The organism is Klebsiella sp. CN_Kp104 (genome assembly GCF_040064515.1).
GTDB lineage: Bacteria > Pseudomonadota > Gammaproteobacteria > Enterobacterales > Enterobacteriaceae > Klebsiella > Klebsiella aerogenes.
Genome location: NZ_JBEAII010000002.1, coordinates 771,514 through 787,308 on the forward strand (window position 1 = coordinate 771,514; position 15,795 = coordinate 787,308).

The 15,795-nt window shown below is 54.4% G+C and carries 14 protein-coding genes and 1 pseudogene; 10 read left to right on the forward strand and 5 right to left on the reverse strand.

What is annotated here, in order from left to right; translation table 11 throughout:
* Positions 1–4 precede the first annotated feature (4 nt).
* Both ABLU80_RS05680 and ABLU80_RS05685 read right to left on the reverse strand, forming a co-directional pair.
* Positions 5–190, reverse strand: a complete 186-nt coding sequence (locus ABLU80_RS05680; RefSeq protein ID WP_015366326.1) for a YnbE family lipoprotein — start codon at positions 188–190, stop codon at positions 5–7.
* A complete protein-coding gene (locus ABLU80_RS05685) occupies positions 187–2,820 on the reverse strand; it encodes a YdbH family protein (RefSeq protein ID WP_047080925.1) in 2,634 nt (877 codons plus the stop codon). Before ABLU80_RS05685 ends, ABLU80_RS05680 begins: the two co-directional genes overlap by 4 nt.
* Before the next feature lie 186 nt (positions 2,821–3,006).
* Here ABLU80_RS05685 and ABLU80_RS05690 point away from each other — a divergent pair, with 186 nt between their 5' ends.
* The 3 genes from ABLU80_RS05690 (at position 3,007) to hslJ (ending at position 5,191) form a co-directional block, all read left to right on the forward strand.
* Complete coding sequence (locus tag ABLU80_RS05690) at positions 3,007–3,507, forward strand: DedA family protein (RefSeq protein WP_047080926.1); 501 nt, start codon at positions 3,007–3,009, stop codon at positions 3,505–3,507.
* A 146-nt stretch (positions 3,508–3,653) separates the two neighbouring features.
* The gene (locus ABLU80_RS05695; protein ID WP_015366323.1) at positions 3,654–4,643 is read left to right on the forward strand and encodes a 2-hydroxyacid dehydrogenase; all 990 of its coding nucleotides are present in this window, start codon (positions 3,654–3,656) and stop codon (positions 4,641–4,643) included.
* A gap of 125 nt (positions 4,644–4,768) precedes the next feature.
* Positions 4,769–5,191 carry a heat shock protein HslJ gene (gene hslJ, locus ABLU80_RS05700; protein ID WP_015366322.1) on the forward strand — a complete coding sequence of 141 codons (423 nt, stop codon included), beginning with the start codon at positions 4,769–4,771 and terminating at the stop codon, positions 5,189–5,191.
* A 16-nt stretch (positions 5,192–5,207) separates the two neighbouring features.
* Here the strand turns inward: hslJ and ABLU80_RS05705 are convergent, their stop codons facing one another.
* Positions 5,208–5,474, reverse strand: coding sequence for a DUF333 domain-containing protein (locus ABLU80_RS05705; protein ID WP_015705621.1), 267 nt, complete (start codon positions 5,472–5,474; stop codon positions 5,208–5,210).
* Between the two features lie 653 nt (positions 5,475–6,127).
* Between ABLU80_RS05705 and nifJ the strand changes: the two genes are divergently transcribed.
* The 7 genes and pseudogenes from nifJ to ttcA all read left to right on the forward strand — a co-directional run bounded on the left by nifJ (position 6,128) and on the right by ttcA (position 13,950).
* Positions 6,128–9,655: a pyruvate:ferredoxin (flavodoxin) oxidoreductase gene (nifJ, locus tag ABLU80_RS05710; RefSeq protein ID WP_042894581.1), complete on the forward strand. Its 3,528-nt coding sequence runs from the start codon at positions 6,128–6,130 to the stop codon at positions 9,653–9,655.
* A gap of 361 nt (positions 9,656–10,016) precedes the next feature.
* Positions 10,017–11,159 carry a porin OmpC gene (gene ompC, locus ABLU80_RS05715; protein ID WP_042894578.1) on the forward strand — a complete coding sequence of 381 codons (1,143 nt, stop codon included), beginning with the start codon at positions 10,017–10,019 and terminating at the stop codon, positions 11,157–11,159.
* A gap of 144 nt (positions 11,160–11,303) precedes the next feature.
* Complete coding sequence (uspF, locus tag ABLU80_RS05720) at positions 11,304–11,738, forward strand: universal stress protein UspF (protein WP_015366316.1); 435 nt, start codon at positions 11,304–11,306, stop codon at positions 11,736–11,738.
* A 236-nt stretch (positions 11,739–11,974) separates the two neighbouring features.
* Positions 11,975–12,271: a type II toxin-antitoxin system RelE/ParE family toxin gene (locus ABLU80_RS05725; protein ID WP_042894575.1), complete on the forward strand. Its 297-nt coding sequence runs from the start codon at positions 11,975–11,977 to the stop codon at positions 12,269–12,271.
* A 57-nt stretch (positions 12,272–12,328) separates the two neighbouring features.
* Positions 12,329–12,664 (forward strand): HigA family addiction module antitoxin, encoded by a 336-nt coding sequence (locus tag ABLU80_RS05730; RefSeq protein WP_032711784.1) that lies wholly within the window; start codon positions 12,329–12,331, stop codon positions 12,662–12,664.
* A gap of 33 nt (positions 12,665–12,697) precedes the next feature.
* A pseudogene (locus ABLU80_RS05735) lies at positions 12,698–12,967 on the forward strand (tyrosine-type recombinase/integrase); the annotation flags it as partial.
* Between the two features lie 47 nt (positions 12,968–13,014).
* Entirely contained in the window at positions 13,015–13,950 is a 936-nt protein-coding gene (ttcA, locus tag ABLU80_RS05740) for a tRNA 2-thiocytidine(32) synthetase TtcA (protein WP_032711785.1), read from the forward strand.
* 47 nt (positions 13,951–13,997) lie between these two features.
* Here the strand turns inward: ttcA and dbpA are convergent, their stop codons facing one another.
* Both dbpA and ABLU80_RS05750 read right to left on the reverse strand, forming a co-directional pair.
* A complete protein-coding gene (gene dbpA, locus ABLU80_RS05745; protein WP_047042836.1) occupies positions 13,998–15,371 on the reverse strand; it encodes an ATP-dependent RNA helicase DbpA in 1,374 nt (457 codons plus the stop codon).
* A 14-nt stretch (positions 15,372–15,385) separates the two neighbouring features.
* Positions 15,386–15,568 carry a hypothetical protein gene (locus ABLU80_RS05750; RefSeq protein ID WP_071596126.1) on the reverse strand — a complete coding sequence of 61 codons (183 nt, stop codon included), beginning with the start codon at positions 15,566–15,568 and terminating at the stop codon, positions 15,386–15,388.
* Positions 15,569–15,795: the final 227 nt, after the last annotated feature.

Consider the following 15,795-nt stretch of genomic DNA (forward strand, 5'->3'; position numbering starts at 1 on the left):
CGCCTCAGAACAGATCGCTACGTGACTTCAGCAAATTTTCGACATCCTTATCCACCTTAATATGAATCTCATGCTCAATTTTGACATTCATATTGATGGTGATCGGCTCCTTGGACGCGGCGATTTCAATACGCGGCGTACAGCCTGCCAGCAGCAGGGTCGCCAGCGCCGCGGCGAACAGTTTTATCATTTTGGTTCCTTACATGTATCCGTACAGCGCGGGGCGGGCAGTTTCGCATTCTGCTCAAGCCATGCCTGCAAATTATCGCCGAAGCGCAAGCTGCGCCACAGATCGAAAATATTCTCTTCATGGGTATAGTTTAAATGCACGGTGCTGCTTTTTCCGTCCACCCGGCTGGTGCCGCTAATCGCCGCGCTCATCGTCAGCTTGCCGAGATTATCAAGGTTGATGCGCGTCCATGATTTCGAGACTTCCATGTAGCGTAGCCAGTTAATTGCCGCGCCGGCGGAGACGTTATCGGCCACCAACGCATCGGCGGTGTCTTTATCCAGCCGCAGGGTCATCGGGCCGGGGTTGCTAAACCAGCCGTCTTTAATGATCCATTTATCGTTGTTCAGCCATAACGGTAACGCGCCGTTAAACGCGCCAGAGACCGCAAATTGTTTTACTTTGATGGCGCTTATCAACTCACTGCTGGAGATATTCTGCAGACGCAGCAGCGCCGGTTGATGCTGCGGCATCCTTAGCTGCTGCATGGACAGCTTGCCGCCAAGGATATCAACATTAACGTTGCTCAATTCCAGCGGATCCTGCTCGCTCCAGGGCCATGTTCCCTGGAGATCGGCACTCAGATTTTTGGCGGTGAACTGGTTGACGATTTCGCCAATGCGCAGCGACACCGGGCGGCGGGTACCGAGCTGCCAGCTCCCGCCGCTGAAGCGGAATGGCAGAACAAAGTCGACGCCGTTGATCTGGTTGTCCGGCATCCAGGCGCTACCGCCTTTTAAAACGCCGTGGCCCCCGGCCTCAAAGCCCTGCCCGGCTGCCGCGGAGAACGCCACCTGCGCATACATATCACCTTCACGCAGGGTCATTTTCCAGTCCGGCGGGATCAGCGGCTGGAATACGCTTAGCGCCTGTTTCGGCCACCATGCCTGGCCACGCAAGCGTTCGCCGTCCCAACGGCCGGTCAGACGAATCGGGCCGATTTTCTCCGCGTGTAATGACCCGTTAAACAGGAACCAGGTCGGATCGCGGCCATCAATATTGAATTTGAGCGTTGACGGCGGTAGAACGCTGCCGCCGCTGAAGGTGGTTTTACCGGCATCCAGCGACAACGTGCCGCTGAATTTTGGATGCTGTTCATTGCGCAGCCAGTGAATGGGTTTATCGAGGGTCAGGCGCGGCGTGCTGACCAGCATGGTGCCGTACTGTAGCTTATCGAACCCGGTCGACAGGCTGTTAAGAATAATGGCGCTATCCCGCCACTCACCGGCGCCTTTCACATCCCAGCGCGCCTGCATCGGCGTAAAGTGACCATCGCCCCAATAACGCCACGACCAGCGACCGCGGTCGGGCATAAAATTGTCGGCCTGCCCATCCAGATGCAGGGTAAAATCGCCCATTTCCTGTTCATGGGCGCGCAGTATCGCCTGCAGGCGGCCATCCACCCCCTGCTGGGTCACTTTCACCCCCGCCAACGGCAGACGGATCTCATCGATGTTCAGCGAGTCAATCACCCGCCCGCGTGAACGCAGCAGCGCGCCGGGATGGAAAGCCAGCTCTGGCGTCATCAGCGGGCCGCTGAGTTTTGCGGGCAGCACGGCATAAAAAATCATATCGTCGAGCTTGGCTTCGCCGGTCAGGCTGAGCGGCATGTCGCTGTGGTCCATGCTTAGCTTACCTGGGCCAATATTCAACACGGCGTTCCCCTTACCCGCTTCGCCGTGCGTTAACACGTTGAGCCGGCCGCTGATTTCCATCTCTTCGGTGCCTTTCTGCCAGTCGCCAAACGATAGCGCAACCCGCCCGCTAAGCGGATAGCCGGCATACACCGTGTTCCAGCGCCCATCGCTGATGGTGATACGTTCAGGGGTTATCTCCCACGGCAGGTCGAGCATCGGCTCAACCTCACCGCGCGGCGTGACCAGCAGCTGGCCGCGGTTTTTCTGCCATTCCAGTTCCGCATCCACCAGACCCGGCGTTTGCGGGAATTCGAAGGTGCTGACCAGATGGCCATCGACCGGTAGACCATCCGGCACCAGCGGCATTTCGAATTCACCGACCAGCTTAACCGGCGCCTGATCTTCCACCAGCCGCGCGCTGAAATTGCTGACCGTTAAGGTCTGGCCGCGCAGTTTCGCCTGTAACGTGACCTCTTTGCCTGAATAACCGATATCCTGCTGCCCAGGCGTCAACGACATCACCAGTTTCCCCTGCCATTTTTCCCACGGCGACAGGCGCAGATTGTCGATAGTTAACCAACTATAAGGCAGCATCGATTGCCACTCGGCGAGGGTTCGCGGCGCGCCGGAGAGCGGCTCGCTGGCGGGGATCTTAGCCAGGCAGGCGCTATTGATATCCAGTTCACTCAGGTGTAGCCGCCAGCGGCTGGGACGGGTAAGGCGCGCGTTGCTGACACGAGCAATTTCACAATCGCCCACCAGGTAGCGTAAATCGGGGATAATCAACGAGGAGCGCGTCAGGCGCGGACTTTCGCCAAGCGAGATACGCGTGCCGACCGGCAGCCAGATGCCCGCCAGCGTCGGAACCCAATGCGTTAATGTGGCCAGCAGGGCCAACGGCAGCAAAATTAGAGCTAATAACAGCGCAAGAGCGGCTTTATATTTACCCTTCATGGGCAGTCAAATCCTGATTCTAAGTAAAAGCCGATAGGCGCCTATTGTGGCACGTTCGACCCTCGAGTGAAAGTTAACGTCCTGATTAAGGATAGTCGCACTCATTTCTGCTGAATAACTATTTAGACTTCGTTTAAATTGTGCCTGCGACACTTGGAAAAACAGGTAATAAGGAGCCGTTATTCCGTGGAGCTCATTATCTCGCTGATCGAACGCGCCCAGAGCCATTATTCATTGGTATTACTGATTGTTTTTCTGCTGACCTTCAGTAAATCCTGCGCCCTCATCTCTTTTGTGATCCCCGGTACCTCGGGTTTGCTGGTGCTCGGAGCCCTTGCCTCAACCAGCATCGGTCATTTCCTGTTAATGTGGCTAAGCGCCAGCCTGGGCGCAATCGGCGGATTCTGGCTCTCATGGCAAATTGGCCGGCGCTATCAGCATCATCTGCAACGCCTGCGCTGGCTCAGCGCCGAACGCGTGCTGCGTAGCCAGCTATTCCTGCGCCGTCACGGCGGTTGGGCGGTGTTCTTCGGCCGTTTTCTGTCGCCGCTGCGCGCAACGTTACCGCTGGTCACCGGCGCCAGCGGTACACCGCTATGGCGTTTCCAGGTTGCCAATGTGGCATCGGGTTTACTCTGGCCATTGATCCTGCTGGCGCCGGGGGCATTCAGCCTCAGTTTTTGGTGAAACGTATTGTCTTTTAAAGAGATTTCTTAAGACTGCGATATGCTCTAGAATTAATATCATAACCTGATGATTAAACTAATTTTTAATATTTGTAAGATTATTTTAATTATGCTACCGTGACGGTATTATCACTAGAGGAAAGCCTTATGAAAATCGCTGTTTATAGTACCAAGCAGTACGATAAAAAGTATCTGCAGCATGTTAACGACGCATACGGCTTTGAACTGGAATTTTTTGACTTCCTGCTGACCGAAAAGACCGCGAAAACGGCCAACGGTTGTGAAGCGGTATGTATCTTCGTTAACGACGACGGCAGCCGCCCGGTGCTGGAAGAGCTAAAAGCCCACGGCGTGAAATACATCGCGCTGCGCTGCGCCGGCTTTAACAACGTCGATCTTGACGCGGCTAAAGAGCTGGGCCTGCGCGTCGTGCGCGTTCCGGCCTACTCGCCGGAAGCCGTTGCTGAACACGCCATCGGTATGATGATGTCGCTAAACCGTCGCATTCATCGCGCCTATCAGCGTACCCGCGATGCCAACTTCTCGCTGGAAGGGCTGACCGGCTTCACGATGTACGGTAAAACCGCAGGGGTGATCGGCACCGGTAAAATCGGCGTTGCGACGCTGCGGATCCTCAAAGGTTTCGGTATGCGCCTGCTGGCGTTTGATCCCTATCCGAGCGCGGCGGCGCTGGATCTCGGCGTTGAATATGTCGACCTGCCGACGCTGTACGCGCAGTCCGACGTCATCTCCCTGCACTGCCCGCTTACCAACGAAAACTATCACCTGCTCAACCAGGCGGCATTCGATCAGATGAAAGACGGCGTGATGGTCATTAATACCAGCCGCGGCGCGCTAATAGATTCACAAGCGGCTATCGACGCGCTGAAGCATCAGAAAATCGGCGCACTGGGAATGGACGTGTATGAAAATGAACGCGATCTGTTCTTTGAAGATAAATCGAATGATGTCATCCAGGATGACGTGTTCCGCCGGCTCTCCGCCTGCCACAACGTCCTGTTTACCGGGCACCAGGCATTCCTGACGGCTGAGGCGCTGATCGGTATTTCCGAGACAACGCTTGGCAATCTGCAGCAGGTAGCTAAGGGCGAAACCTGCCCGAACGCGCTGGTCTAAGCTTCTTTCCCCTTTTGTGCTCCCCGCTAACGGGGGGCACATTCAGACAATCCCCACAGATCCTGCCTGCATTACAGTTACACTGTTTTTCGTTTTATTGATATGACAAATGTTTTGGAGTACGAATGAATAAGTTTGCTGCACTGCTGGCGGCGGGCATGCTGCTATCGGGCTGCGTATACAACAGCAAAGTTTCTACCAACGCCGAACAACTACAACATCATCGTTTTGTGCTGACCAGCGTTAACGGCCAGGCGTTACCGGCAAGCCAGACGCCGCCGCCGGAAATTAGCTTCGGCGAAAAAATGTATGTGTCAGGCACGATGTGCAATGGCTTCAGCGGCGAGGGCAAGCTGTCAGACGGCGAGCTAAAAGTTGAACAGCTGGCGATGACGCGTAAGCTGTGCGCGGATCCACAACGGAACGCGCTGGATAATACCCTCAGCAAAATGCTGCGCGATGGCGCGCAGGTCGATCTGACGGAGAATCAGCTCACGCTGGCGACCGCCGACCAATCGCTGGTATATAAACTCGCCGATTTAATGTAACCACACGCCTTGCGTATTAGTAGTTTCCGCAGCTTCCGCCCGCTAAGGCCTGCTCGCTGCAGCGTTTACCGTTCGGTAGTGCGCACATGCCAATAGCGGTGCCATCAAGCTGGCGGGCAACCGATAATGAACCGCCAACCATCGCGCAATTCGCCTGGCCGCTGTCGCTCATCGCCGCGCGCATGCCGGGCGGTACGTGTGCCGCGGTGGCTTGTTGCACCGGCTCGTTACTACAAGCCGACAGTAATAACGCCGCACATCCCACTAAAAACGCAGCTCGCATCCTCTCCCCCTTCAGAAACATCTTAGAATAAACAAACTCAAGAATAATAGGCAGCGCAGCGCCTGCCGTCGAGAGGCGAAATACGTATTTATGCGCCTCATTAACATTTTCTAGCAAATTTTCCGCTTAAAGCTTGATCTCGTCAGGCAAAGCGCCGCAGCAGCGCGGCTTTCATTCCAGCGCTAAATATTTTCCCGACGAAAAATCACGCTTGCAGCGATCGGGTTTCATAGTTTGCAAATGGTGATTGCGGTGCCGGGTGCCTCCCGGTGAATTAGCCAGTTCGAACTAATTCGCGTGCTAATTTTCGCCAACAGGAGACTGAACTGAACGCTCCGCCGCAGAGGGGAATTCACCGCAGCAAATAAATAGCACGCGATTGCCGGTTGGCTAAAAGCTATTAAATTTAAAAATAGATTTTGCTTTGTTTAAGCAGTGCAGCGTAGGTATCCGTCAACACCTTCTTCGACCCTTTACCAGCCACATTTTTGTTTTTCCGCCAAAAAATTGATCCAAACATAGATAAGGACATTCCCAAGGACACAAATGCGAAAATGGCCGCGGCGGGCGTTTGCTAAAATGAAAGCATAATTACAGGACTCGTCGCCGTTTCACGGGTCCCTTCTTTTTGCGCAATGTAAGGGTGTCTTCTTATGATTACGATTGACGGTAATGGCGCGGTCGCTTCAGTCGCGTTTCGCACGAGTGAAGTTATCGCCATCTACCCGATTACGCCCAGTTCAACGATGGCGGAGCAGGCTGACGCCTGGTCTGGCGATGGGCTGAAAAACGTCTGGGGCGATGTCCCCCGCGTGGTCGAGATGCAGTCGGAAGCCGGGGCTATCGGCGCCGTGCACGGCGCGCTGCAGACCGGCGCCCTTTCCACTTCCTTTACGTCATCGCAGGGCCTGCTGCTGATGATCCCGACGCTGTATAAATTGGCCGGCCAGTTGATGCCATTTGTCCTGCACGTAGCCGCCCGCACCGTGGCTACCCACGCCCTGTCAATTTTCGGCGATCATTCCGACGTGATGGCCGTGCGCCAGACCGGCTGCGCGATGCTGTGCGCCAGCAGCGTCCAGGAAGCGCAGGACTTCGCGCTGATTTCCCATATCGCCACGCTGCAAAGCCGGGTGCCGTTTATCCATTTTTTTGATGGTTTCCGCACCTCGCACGAAATCAACAAAATCGCGCCGCTGGCGGATGACACCATTCGTTCCCTGCTGCCGCAGAATAAAATCGCCGAGCATCGCCAACGCGCCCTTAACCCGGAGCATCCGGTCATTCGCGGCACCTCCGCCAATCCGGACACTTATTTCCAGTCCCGTGAAGCGACCAACCCGTGGTACGACGCGGTATACGAACACGTTGAAACGGCGATGAATGATTTCGCCGCCGCCACCGGTCGCCAGTACAAACCGTTCGAATTTTACGGTCACCCGCAGGCGGAACGGGTAATTGTCATCATGGGGTCCGCTATCGGCACCTGTGAAGAGGTCGTGGATGAACTGCTGAGCCGTGGGGAAAAAGTCGGCGTGCTGAAAGTTCGCCTCTATCGCCCGTTCTCCGCCACGCATCTGCTGCAGGCGCTACCGGAGAGCGCCCGCGCGGTTGCCGTACTGGATCGCACCAAAGAACCTGGCGCGCTTGCCGAACCGTTGTATCTCGACGTGATGACCGCGCTGGCGGAAGCCTTCAACCGCGGCGAGCGCGAAACGCTACCACGTACTATCGGCGGCCGCTATGGTCTCTCGTCCAAAGAGTTTGGCCCGGAATGCGTGCTGGCCATCTTTAATGAATTACAGGCCGCACAGCCAAAACCCCGCTTTACCGTGGGCATTTATGATGATGTGACTAACCTTTCGCTGCCGCTGGCGGAAAATACGCTACCGGCGGAAGCGAAGCTGGAAGCGCTGTTTTACGGCCTCGGTAGCGACGGTAGCGTCTCGGCGACCAAGAACAATATCAAGATTATTGGCAACTCCACGCCGTGGTTCTCACAAGGCTATTTTGTCTATGATTCGAAGAAGGCCGGCGGCCTGACCGTCTCGCACCTACGCGTCAGCGAAAAACCGATCCGCTCGTCGTATCTGATCTCGCAGGCCGATTTCGTCGGCTGCCACCAACTGCAGTTTATCGATAAATATCAGATGGTAGAGCGGTTGAAGCCCGGCGGCATTTTCCTGCTCAATACCCCCTACAGCGCTGATGAGGTATGGTCCCGCCTGCCCCAGGAAGTACAGGCCGCGCTGAATCAAAAGCAGGCGCGCTTTTATGTCGTTAACGCGGCGAAAATCGCCCGTGAGTGCAGCCTTGGCGCGCGCATCAACACCGTTATGCAGATGGCCTTTTTCCATTTAACCCAAATCCTGCCGGGCGACAGCGCGCTGGCCGAACTACAGGGTGCGATTGCCAAAAGCTACAGCAGCAAAGGCCAGGAGCTGGTGGAACGCAACTGGCAGGCGCTGGCGCTGGCCCGCGAATCGCTGGCGGAAGTGCCGCTGCAGCCGGTTAACGCCAGCAGCCCCAACCGTCCACCAGTGGTCTCCGATGCCGCGCCGGACTTTGTCAAAACCGTCACCGCGGCGATGCTTGCCGGTCTTGGCGATGCGCTGCCGGTCTCCGCGCTGCCGCCAGATGGCACCTGGCCCATGGGCACCACCCGTTGGGAGAAACGCAACATTGCCGAAGAGATCCCGATCTGGAAGGAAGAGCTGTGTACCCAGTGCAACCACTGCGTCGCCGCCTGTCCGCATTCGGCGATCCGCGCCAAAGTGGTCGCTCCACAAGAGATGGAAAACGCGCCAGCCAGCCTGCACTCGCTGGATGTGAAATCCCGCGATATGCGCGGGCAGAAATACGTTCTGCAGGTCGCGCCTGAAGATTGCACCGGCTGCAACCTGTGCGTCGAAGTGTGCCCGGCGAAAGATCGCCAGAATCCGGACATCAAGGCCATCAATATGATGTCGCGCCTTGAGCACGTTGAAGAAGAGAAAGTCAATTACGACTACTTCCTCAACCTGCCGGAAATCGATCGCACCAAACTTGAGCGCATTGATATTCGCACCTCGCAGCTAATTAGCCCGCTGTTTGAATACTCTGGCGCCTGCTCGGGCTGCGGCGAAACGCCGTATATCAAACTGTTGACCCAGCTGTATGGCGATCGGATGTTGATTGCCAACGCCACCGGTTGTTCGTCCATTTACGGCGGCAACCTCCCCTCAACGCCTTATACCACTGACGCTAACGGACGTGGTCCGGCGTGGGCCAACTCGTTGTTTGAAGATAACGCCGAATTCGGCCTGGGCTTCCGCTTAACCGTCGACCAACACCGCCAGCGCGTGATGCGGTTGTTGAGCGAATTTGCCGATAAACTTCCAGCCGAATTGAACGCCGCGCTGCATACGGAAGCGTCGCCGGAAGCTCGCCGCCAACAGGTCGCCGAGCTGCGTCAGGCGCTGACGGGGGTCGAAGGGGCCGAAGAGCTGCTCACCGATGCGGATGCGTTAGTCGAGAAATCAGTCTGGCTTATCGGCGGTGATGGCTGGGCCTATGATATTGGCTTTGGCGGTCTTGACCATGTGCTGAGCCTGACCGAAAACGTCAATATCCTGGTGCTCGATACGCAATGTTACTCCAATACCGGTGGTCAGGCATCAAAGGCGACGCCGCTCGGCGCAGTCACCAAGTTTGGCGAGCACGGCAAACGTAAGGCGCGCAAAGATCTCGGTGTGAGCATGATGATGTACGGTCATGTCTATGTGGCGCAGATTTCGCTCGGCGCACAGCTTAACCAGACGGTGAAGGCGATTCAGGAGGCGGAAGCCTATCCGGGCCCATCGTTGATTATCGCCTATAGCCCATGCGAGGAGCACGGCTACGACCTGGCGCTGAGCCACGACCAGATGCGCCAGTTGACGGCAACCGGCTTCTGGCCGCTGTACCGCTTCGACCCGCGTCGCGCCGATGAAGGCAAGCTGCCGCTGGCGCTGGACTCGCGCCCGCCGTCGGATGCGCTGGCGGAAACGCTGCTCAACGAGCAACGCTTCCGTCGTCTGAACGCCCAGCAGCCGGAAGTCGCCGAGCAGTTGTGGAAGGACGCGGCCGCCGACCTGCAAAAACGCTATGATTTCCTGGCCCAGCTGGCAGGTAAAACGGAGAAACCGGCAACCGAAAGTTAACCCGGCGGACGAAAATCTGGCGCGATAAAAAAAGCCCGAATAGTAAAACTATTCGGGCTTGTCATTTTCCGACAAATTAATCATTCGATATGAATGAGACGGCAACAATATAAATTTTAAATGACAATAAAGGCATATAACCCAGGCAGAATACGATATTCAAACGATGATGTATAATTTTTATTTTATATGCATCCTCACAATATATTCATGCGGAAAATTATCATTACTGTATATTTATTTGCTTTAGAATTTACTTATATTGTAACAATTGATACTTATCATATCAGAATGCGCTCCTTTAGCATGGCCGTACTTCCACCCAGGAAGTTAAAACAAAAATAGTTAAAGGAATATCCAAATGAAAAGAAAAGCACTGGCATTGGTTATCCCGGCATTATTGGCTGCCGGCGCTGCTCACGCGGCAGAAATTTATAATAAAGATGGCAACAAATTAGATCTCTACGGCAAGGTAGACGGTTTACATTATTTCTCCAGCGACTCCAGTAAAGACGGCGACCAGACCTACCTGCGCTTCGGCTTTAAAGGTGAAACGCAAATTAACGATACGCTGACCGGTTATGGCCAGTGGGAATATAACGTTCAGGCTAACAATACTGAAAGCTCTGGCGATCAGGCATGGACCCGTCTGGCGTTCGCCGGGATCAAAGCAGGCGACTACGGTTCATTCGACTATGGCCGTAACTACGGCGTCCTGTACGACGTCGAAGCCTGGACCGATATGCTGCCGGAGTTCGGCGGCGACTCTTACACCTACGCTGACAACTTTATGACCGGCCGCGCCAACGGCGTCGCAACCTATCGTAACAGCGATTTCTTCGGCCTGGTTAACGGCCTGAACTTCGCCCTGCAGTATCAGGGTAAAAACGAAAACCAAGCCAGCCATGAATATAACCCTTCCGCCAGCCAGGAAGGTACCGCCAATGGCGACGGCCGCGATGTTAAAAACTCCAACGGTGATGGCTTCGGTATCTCCTCTACCTATGATTTAGGTATGGGCGTCAGCGTAGGCGCGGCCTACAGCTCTTCTGACCGTACCAACGAGCAGACCCATCAGTCTACCGCGGGCGGTGATAAAGCCGATGCCTGGACCGCAGGCGTTAAATACGATGCGAACAACATCTATCTGGCGACCATGTATTCTGAAACTCGTAACATGACGCCGTACGGCAATCAGAATGGCACCATCGCCAACAAAACCCAGAACTTTGAAGTTACTGCACAGTATCAGTTCGATTTCGGTCTGCGTCCGGCAATTTCCTACCTGCAGTCCAAAGGTAAAGATCTGGTTTACGGCGGTCAGTACTCCGATAAAGATCTGGTTAAATATATGGATGTCGGCGCGACCTATTACTTCAACCGTAATATGTCCACCTACGTTGATTACAAAATCAACCTGCTCGACGGCAATGATGACTTCTATAAAGACAACGGTATTTCTACCGACAATATCGTAGCACTGGGTCTGGTATATCAGTTCTAATGCTTGCGCCCGCCGCTCGCGGCGGGCATTTCGCTTCAACCGCCAATAAAATAGCGGTTCCCGTAGCAATTTGTGATTCACGCTGTAGTAGAACCTCAATCCTGATGGCATACTGTTTTGGTGGTTATTAAAACAGGAGGTTTTATGAGTAGAATGATTCTGGTACCCATCGATATTTCTGATAAAGAATTTACGCAACGTGTGATCCGCCACGTTGAATCCGAAGCACGCGTCGATGACGCGCAGGTGCATTTCCTCACCGTTATCCCTTCGCTACCCTACTACGCCTCCCTGGGCATGGCCTATACCGCTGAACTGCCGGCTATGGATGAACTACGCGCCGAATCGGAAGCGCAGTTGCGTGAGCTGGCAAAAGGCTTCGCCATTCCGGAAGACAGAATGCATTTCCACGTTGCCGAGGGCTCGCCAAAAGATAAGATTCTGGCGCTGGCTAAATCGCTGCCCGCCGACCTGGTCATTATCGCCTCGCATCGCCCGGACATTACTACCTATCTGCTCGGCTCTAACGCCGCGGCGGTGGTGCGCCATGCCGAGTGCTCGGTGCTGGTCGTCAGGTAATCCCAAGCCCGCCGCCCGGCGGGCTTTACGCACTCGACCTTCTCAAGGGACATATTCAGTATGTCGGAGGTGCATGGTTTTTTTGCAGGAATACCTACAACCCCACCAGCAAACGCTCCCTCACAATAAGAGATCTGCTTTTCAACCTGTAATCTGAACAAGATTTTACTGCACTTGCGCACTGTGCATGAGTGCAGTAAAATGACCACATAAAGGATCAGGGAGGCTTAAATGGAATGCAGAATCACATAGGTAGCTTTCGTGATGTATGGTTGGAAGAGTTTTTTTTGCACTCGGCACCACATAAAAAAATTCCTCCAGACATACATACCACGCTAGCTCGCAAACTCGATATCATCAATGCCGCCGTTACCTATCTGGATTTACGCTCGCCACCTGGTAATAGATATGAAGAGCTAAACGGCAAATTGGAAGGTTATTCGTCAATTAGAATTAACCAGCAGTACCGCTTAATATTTAAGTGGGTGGATGGAAAAGCGGAAGACCTTTACCTGGATCCGCACAAGTACTAAATAAGGGTGCCAGTTGCAGCTGGCGCCTTTTGAAACTCAAAAACCTCAAGGAATACTATGAAACAGGCAACCAGAAAACCAACTACCGTAGGTGACATCCTGCAGTTTGAATACCTGGAGCCGCTAGATTTAAAAATCAACGAACTTGCGGAAATGATACATGTGCATCGTAATAGTGTAAGTGCATTAGTTAACAACAACCGCAAACTAACTACTGACATGGCATTTCGCCTGTCTAAAGCCTTCAATACCACCGTTGATTTCTGGCTTAACCTTCAGGCTGCTGTAGATTTGTGGGAGGTGGAGAATGACACCCGCGCGCAGGAAGAGTTTAGCCGCATTGTTCCCGCCTCGAAATTTATCGCCAGCAAAGCTGATAAGAAAGTCGCCTGATTCCCCGCGAGCCCGCTTAACTGCGGGCTTTCAAATGGCGAGCAAAAACCGTACTACTCACACAGCCGCAGAGGAAGCCGTTGGGAGGCAGCAGTAAAACGCGCTGGCATTCGGCGCAAGAATCCGTACCATACGCGGCATACTTTCGCTTGCTGGCTGCTGTCGGCTGGCGTAAACCCGTCTTTTATAGCCATTCAGATGGGGCATGAAAACGCACAGATGGTGTACGAAGTTTACAGTACATGGATTGAAGAGATGAACGGCGACCAGCTTTCAATGCTGAATTCCCGGCTTGGGCTTTAAATCATTTTGCCCCCTATATGCCCCTTTAGTTTCAGAGAACGTTAATAATGCAAGATAATCAGCAAGTTACAAAGAAAGAAAAATACAATATCGACAAACTGCAGAAACGACTGCGTCGCAATGTCGGTGAGGCGATCGCCGACTTCAACATGATTGAAGATGGCGACCGTATTATGGTCTGTCTTTCCGGCGGTAAAGACAGCTATACCATGCTGGAAATTCTGCGCAGCCTGCAAAAAAGCGCACCTATTTCTTTCTCGCTGGTGGCCGTTAACCTCGATCAGAAACAGCCGGGCTTCCCGGAGCACATTCTGCCAGCGTATCTGGAACAGCTGGGCGTTGAGTATAAGATTGTCGAAGAGAACACTTACGGCATCGTTAAAGAGAAAATCCCGGAAGGCAAAACCACTTGCTCACTGTGTTCTCGTCTGCGTCGCGGCATTCTCTACCGTACGGCGACCGAACTGGGCGCGACCAAAATCGCGCTCGGTCATCACCGCGACGATATCCTGCAGACGCTGTTCCTCAACATGTTCTACGGCGGCAAAATGAAAGGTATGCCGCCGAAGCTGATGAGCGATGACGGCAAACATATCGTTATCCGCCCGCTAGCCTACTGCCGCGAAAAAGATATCGAACGCTTCTCGCAGGCCAAAGGCTTCCCGATTATTCCTTGTAACCTGTGCGGCTCCCAGCCTAACCTGCAGCGTCAGGTGATCGCCGATATGCTGCGCGATTGGGATAAACGCTATCCTGGCCGTATCGAAACCATGTTTAGCGCAATGCAGAACGTGGTGCCGTCGCACCTGAGCGACGTCAATCTGTTTGATTTTAAATCCATCACACACGGTTCTGCGGTGGTTGACGGCGGCGATCTGGCCTTTGACCGCGAAGAGATCCCGCTGCAGCCTGCGGGCTGGCAGCCGGAAGAAGAAGACGCTCAGTTAGATGAACTGCGTCTGAATGTGGTTGAAGTAAAATAACAAGCAACACGTCTCCGGCAAGCGCCGGAGACCGTCACTTGCCGCCCTTACTTCAGCAAACGTACGCGGCAGGACTTGCCTTTGATCTTGCCGTTTTGCAGCTGCTTATACGCCTTCTGCGCCACGCCCTGACGGATAGCGACATAAACATGCGCGGGATGAACATTGATCTTACCGATATCCGCGCCATCAAACCCCATATCGCCAGTTAACGCCCCCAGCACATCGCCCGGACGCATCTTCGCCTTTTTGCCGCCATCAATACACAGGGTCGCCATTTCCGCCTGCAGCGGCGCAATATGATTACCCGCCGGCGCGTTAACCCAGTTGAGTTTGATCTGCAACATTTCGGCAAGAATGTTAGCGCGCTGCGCCTCTTCCGGCGCGCAGAAACTAATCGCCAGGCCGCTTTCGCCTGCGCGCGCGGTACGCCCGATACGGTGAACGTGAACTTCAGGATCCCACGCCAGTTCAAAGTTAACCACCAGCTCCAGCGATTTGATATCCAGGCCGCGCGCCGCCACGTCAGTCGCCACCAGTACGCGCGCGCTACCGTTGGCAAAACGCACCAGCGTCTGATCGCGGTCACGCTGCTCCAGGTCGCCATGCAGCGATAGCGCGCTCTGGCCGGCAGCGTTTAATGCATCGCACACCGCCTGACAATCACGCTTAGTATTACAAAATACCACGCAGGAAGCCGGCTGATGCTGGCTGAGCAATTTTTGCAGCAGCTTGATTTTACCGCTTTGCGAAACGTCGAAGAACTGCTGTTCAATAGACGGCAGCGCATCAACGCTATCGATTTCAATCGTCTGCGGATCCCGCTGCACCCGGCCGCTGATTGCGGCAATAGCTTCCGGCCAGGTCGCGGAGAACAGTAAGGTCTGGCGCGAAGCTGGCGCATAACGAATCACTTCATCGATAGCATCGCTGAAGCCCATATCGAGCATACGATCGGCTTCATCCATAACCAGCGTCTGCAACGCGTCCAGCGATACGGTCCCCTTCTGCAGGTGGTCAAGCAGGCGGCCAGGCGTCGCGACGATAATATGTGGCGCATGCTGCAAAGAATCGCGCTGCGCGCCGAACGGTTGCCCGCCGCAGAGCGTTAAAATTTTAATGTTAGGCAGAAAACGCGCCAGACGACGCAGCTCGCCGGCAACCTGATCCGCCAGTTCGCGGGTCGGGCACAGCACCAGTGATTGGGTCTGGAACAGACCAGCATCAACGTGCTGTAGCAATCCCAGACCAAAGGCCGCCGTTTTACCGCTGCCGGTTTTCGCCTGTACGCGCACATCCTTTCCGCCCAGGATCGCAGGCAATGCGGCAGCCTGCACCGGCGTCATTGCGTGATATCCCAGTTCGTTAAGGTTGTTCAGTTGAGCTTCGGGCAAAAGGTTCAGTGTTGAAAAAGCGGTCACAATGTTTTCTCGCATTAAAGGGCGGACAATCTGCAGGCGCGTATCCTCGCAGATCTCCGCTCTTGATGCGACAATTTAATCGGGTCATCGTCCGGCGGCGGGTCGGGAAGCGGGTGCGGGCGAGGCCGCGGATCGGGCACCGGCACCGGGTCATTGGGCTCAGGGCCGATGGGTATCGACTGCAAGGACAGCGCCATGTTACGCATATTTTATCCCCTCTCTTTACAGGACTATTCTTTAAGCGTAGAAGTTAGCTGGCAGAGGGCAAAAAAAAAGCCGACTCAATGAAGTCGGCGTCGTACGAATCAATTGTGCTATGCAGTAATTCAAAAAAGGAAGTAAGACAATATGGAGCGCAACGCCCATCGCTTGACGTTGCATTCACCTGCGAGAGAGATATTGCCCTGAATGGGTAGATGGTTTA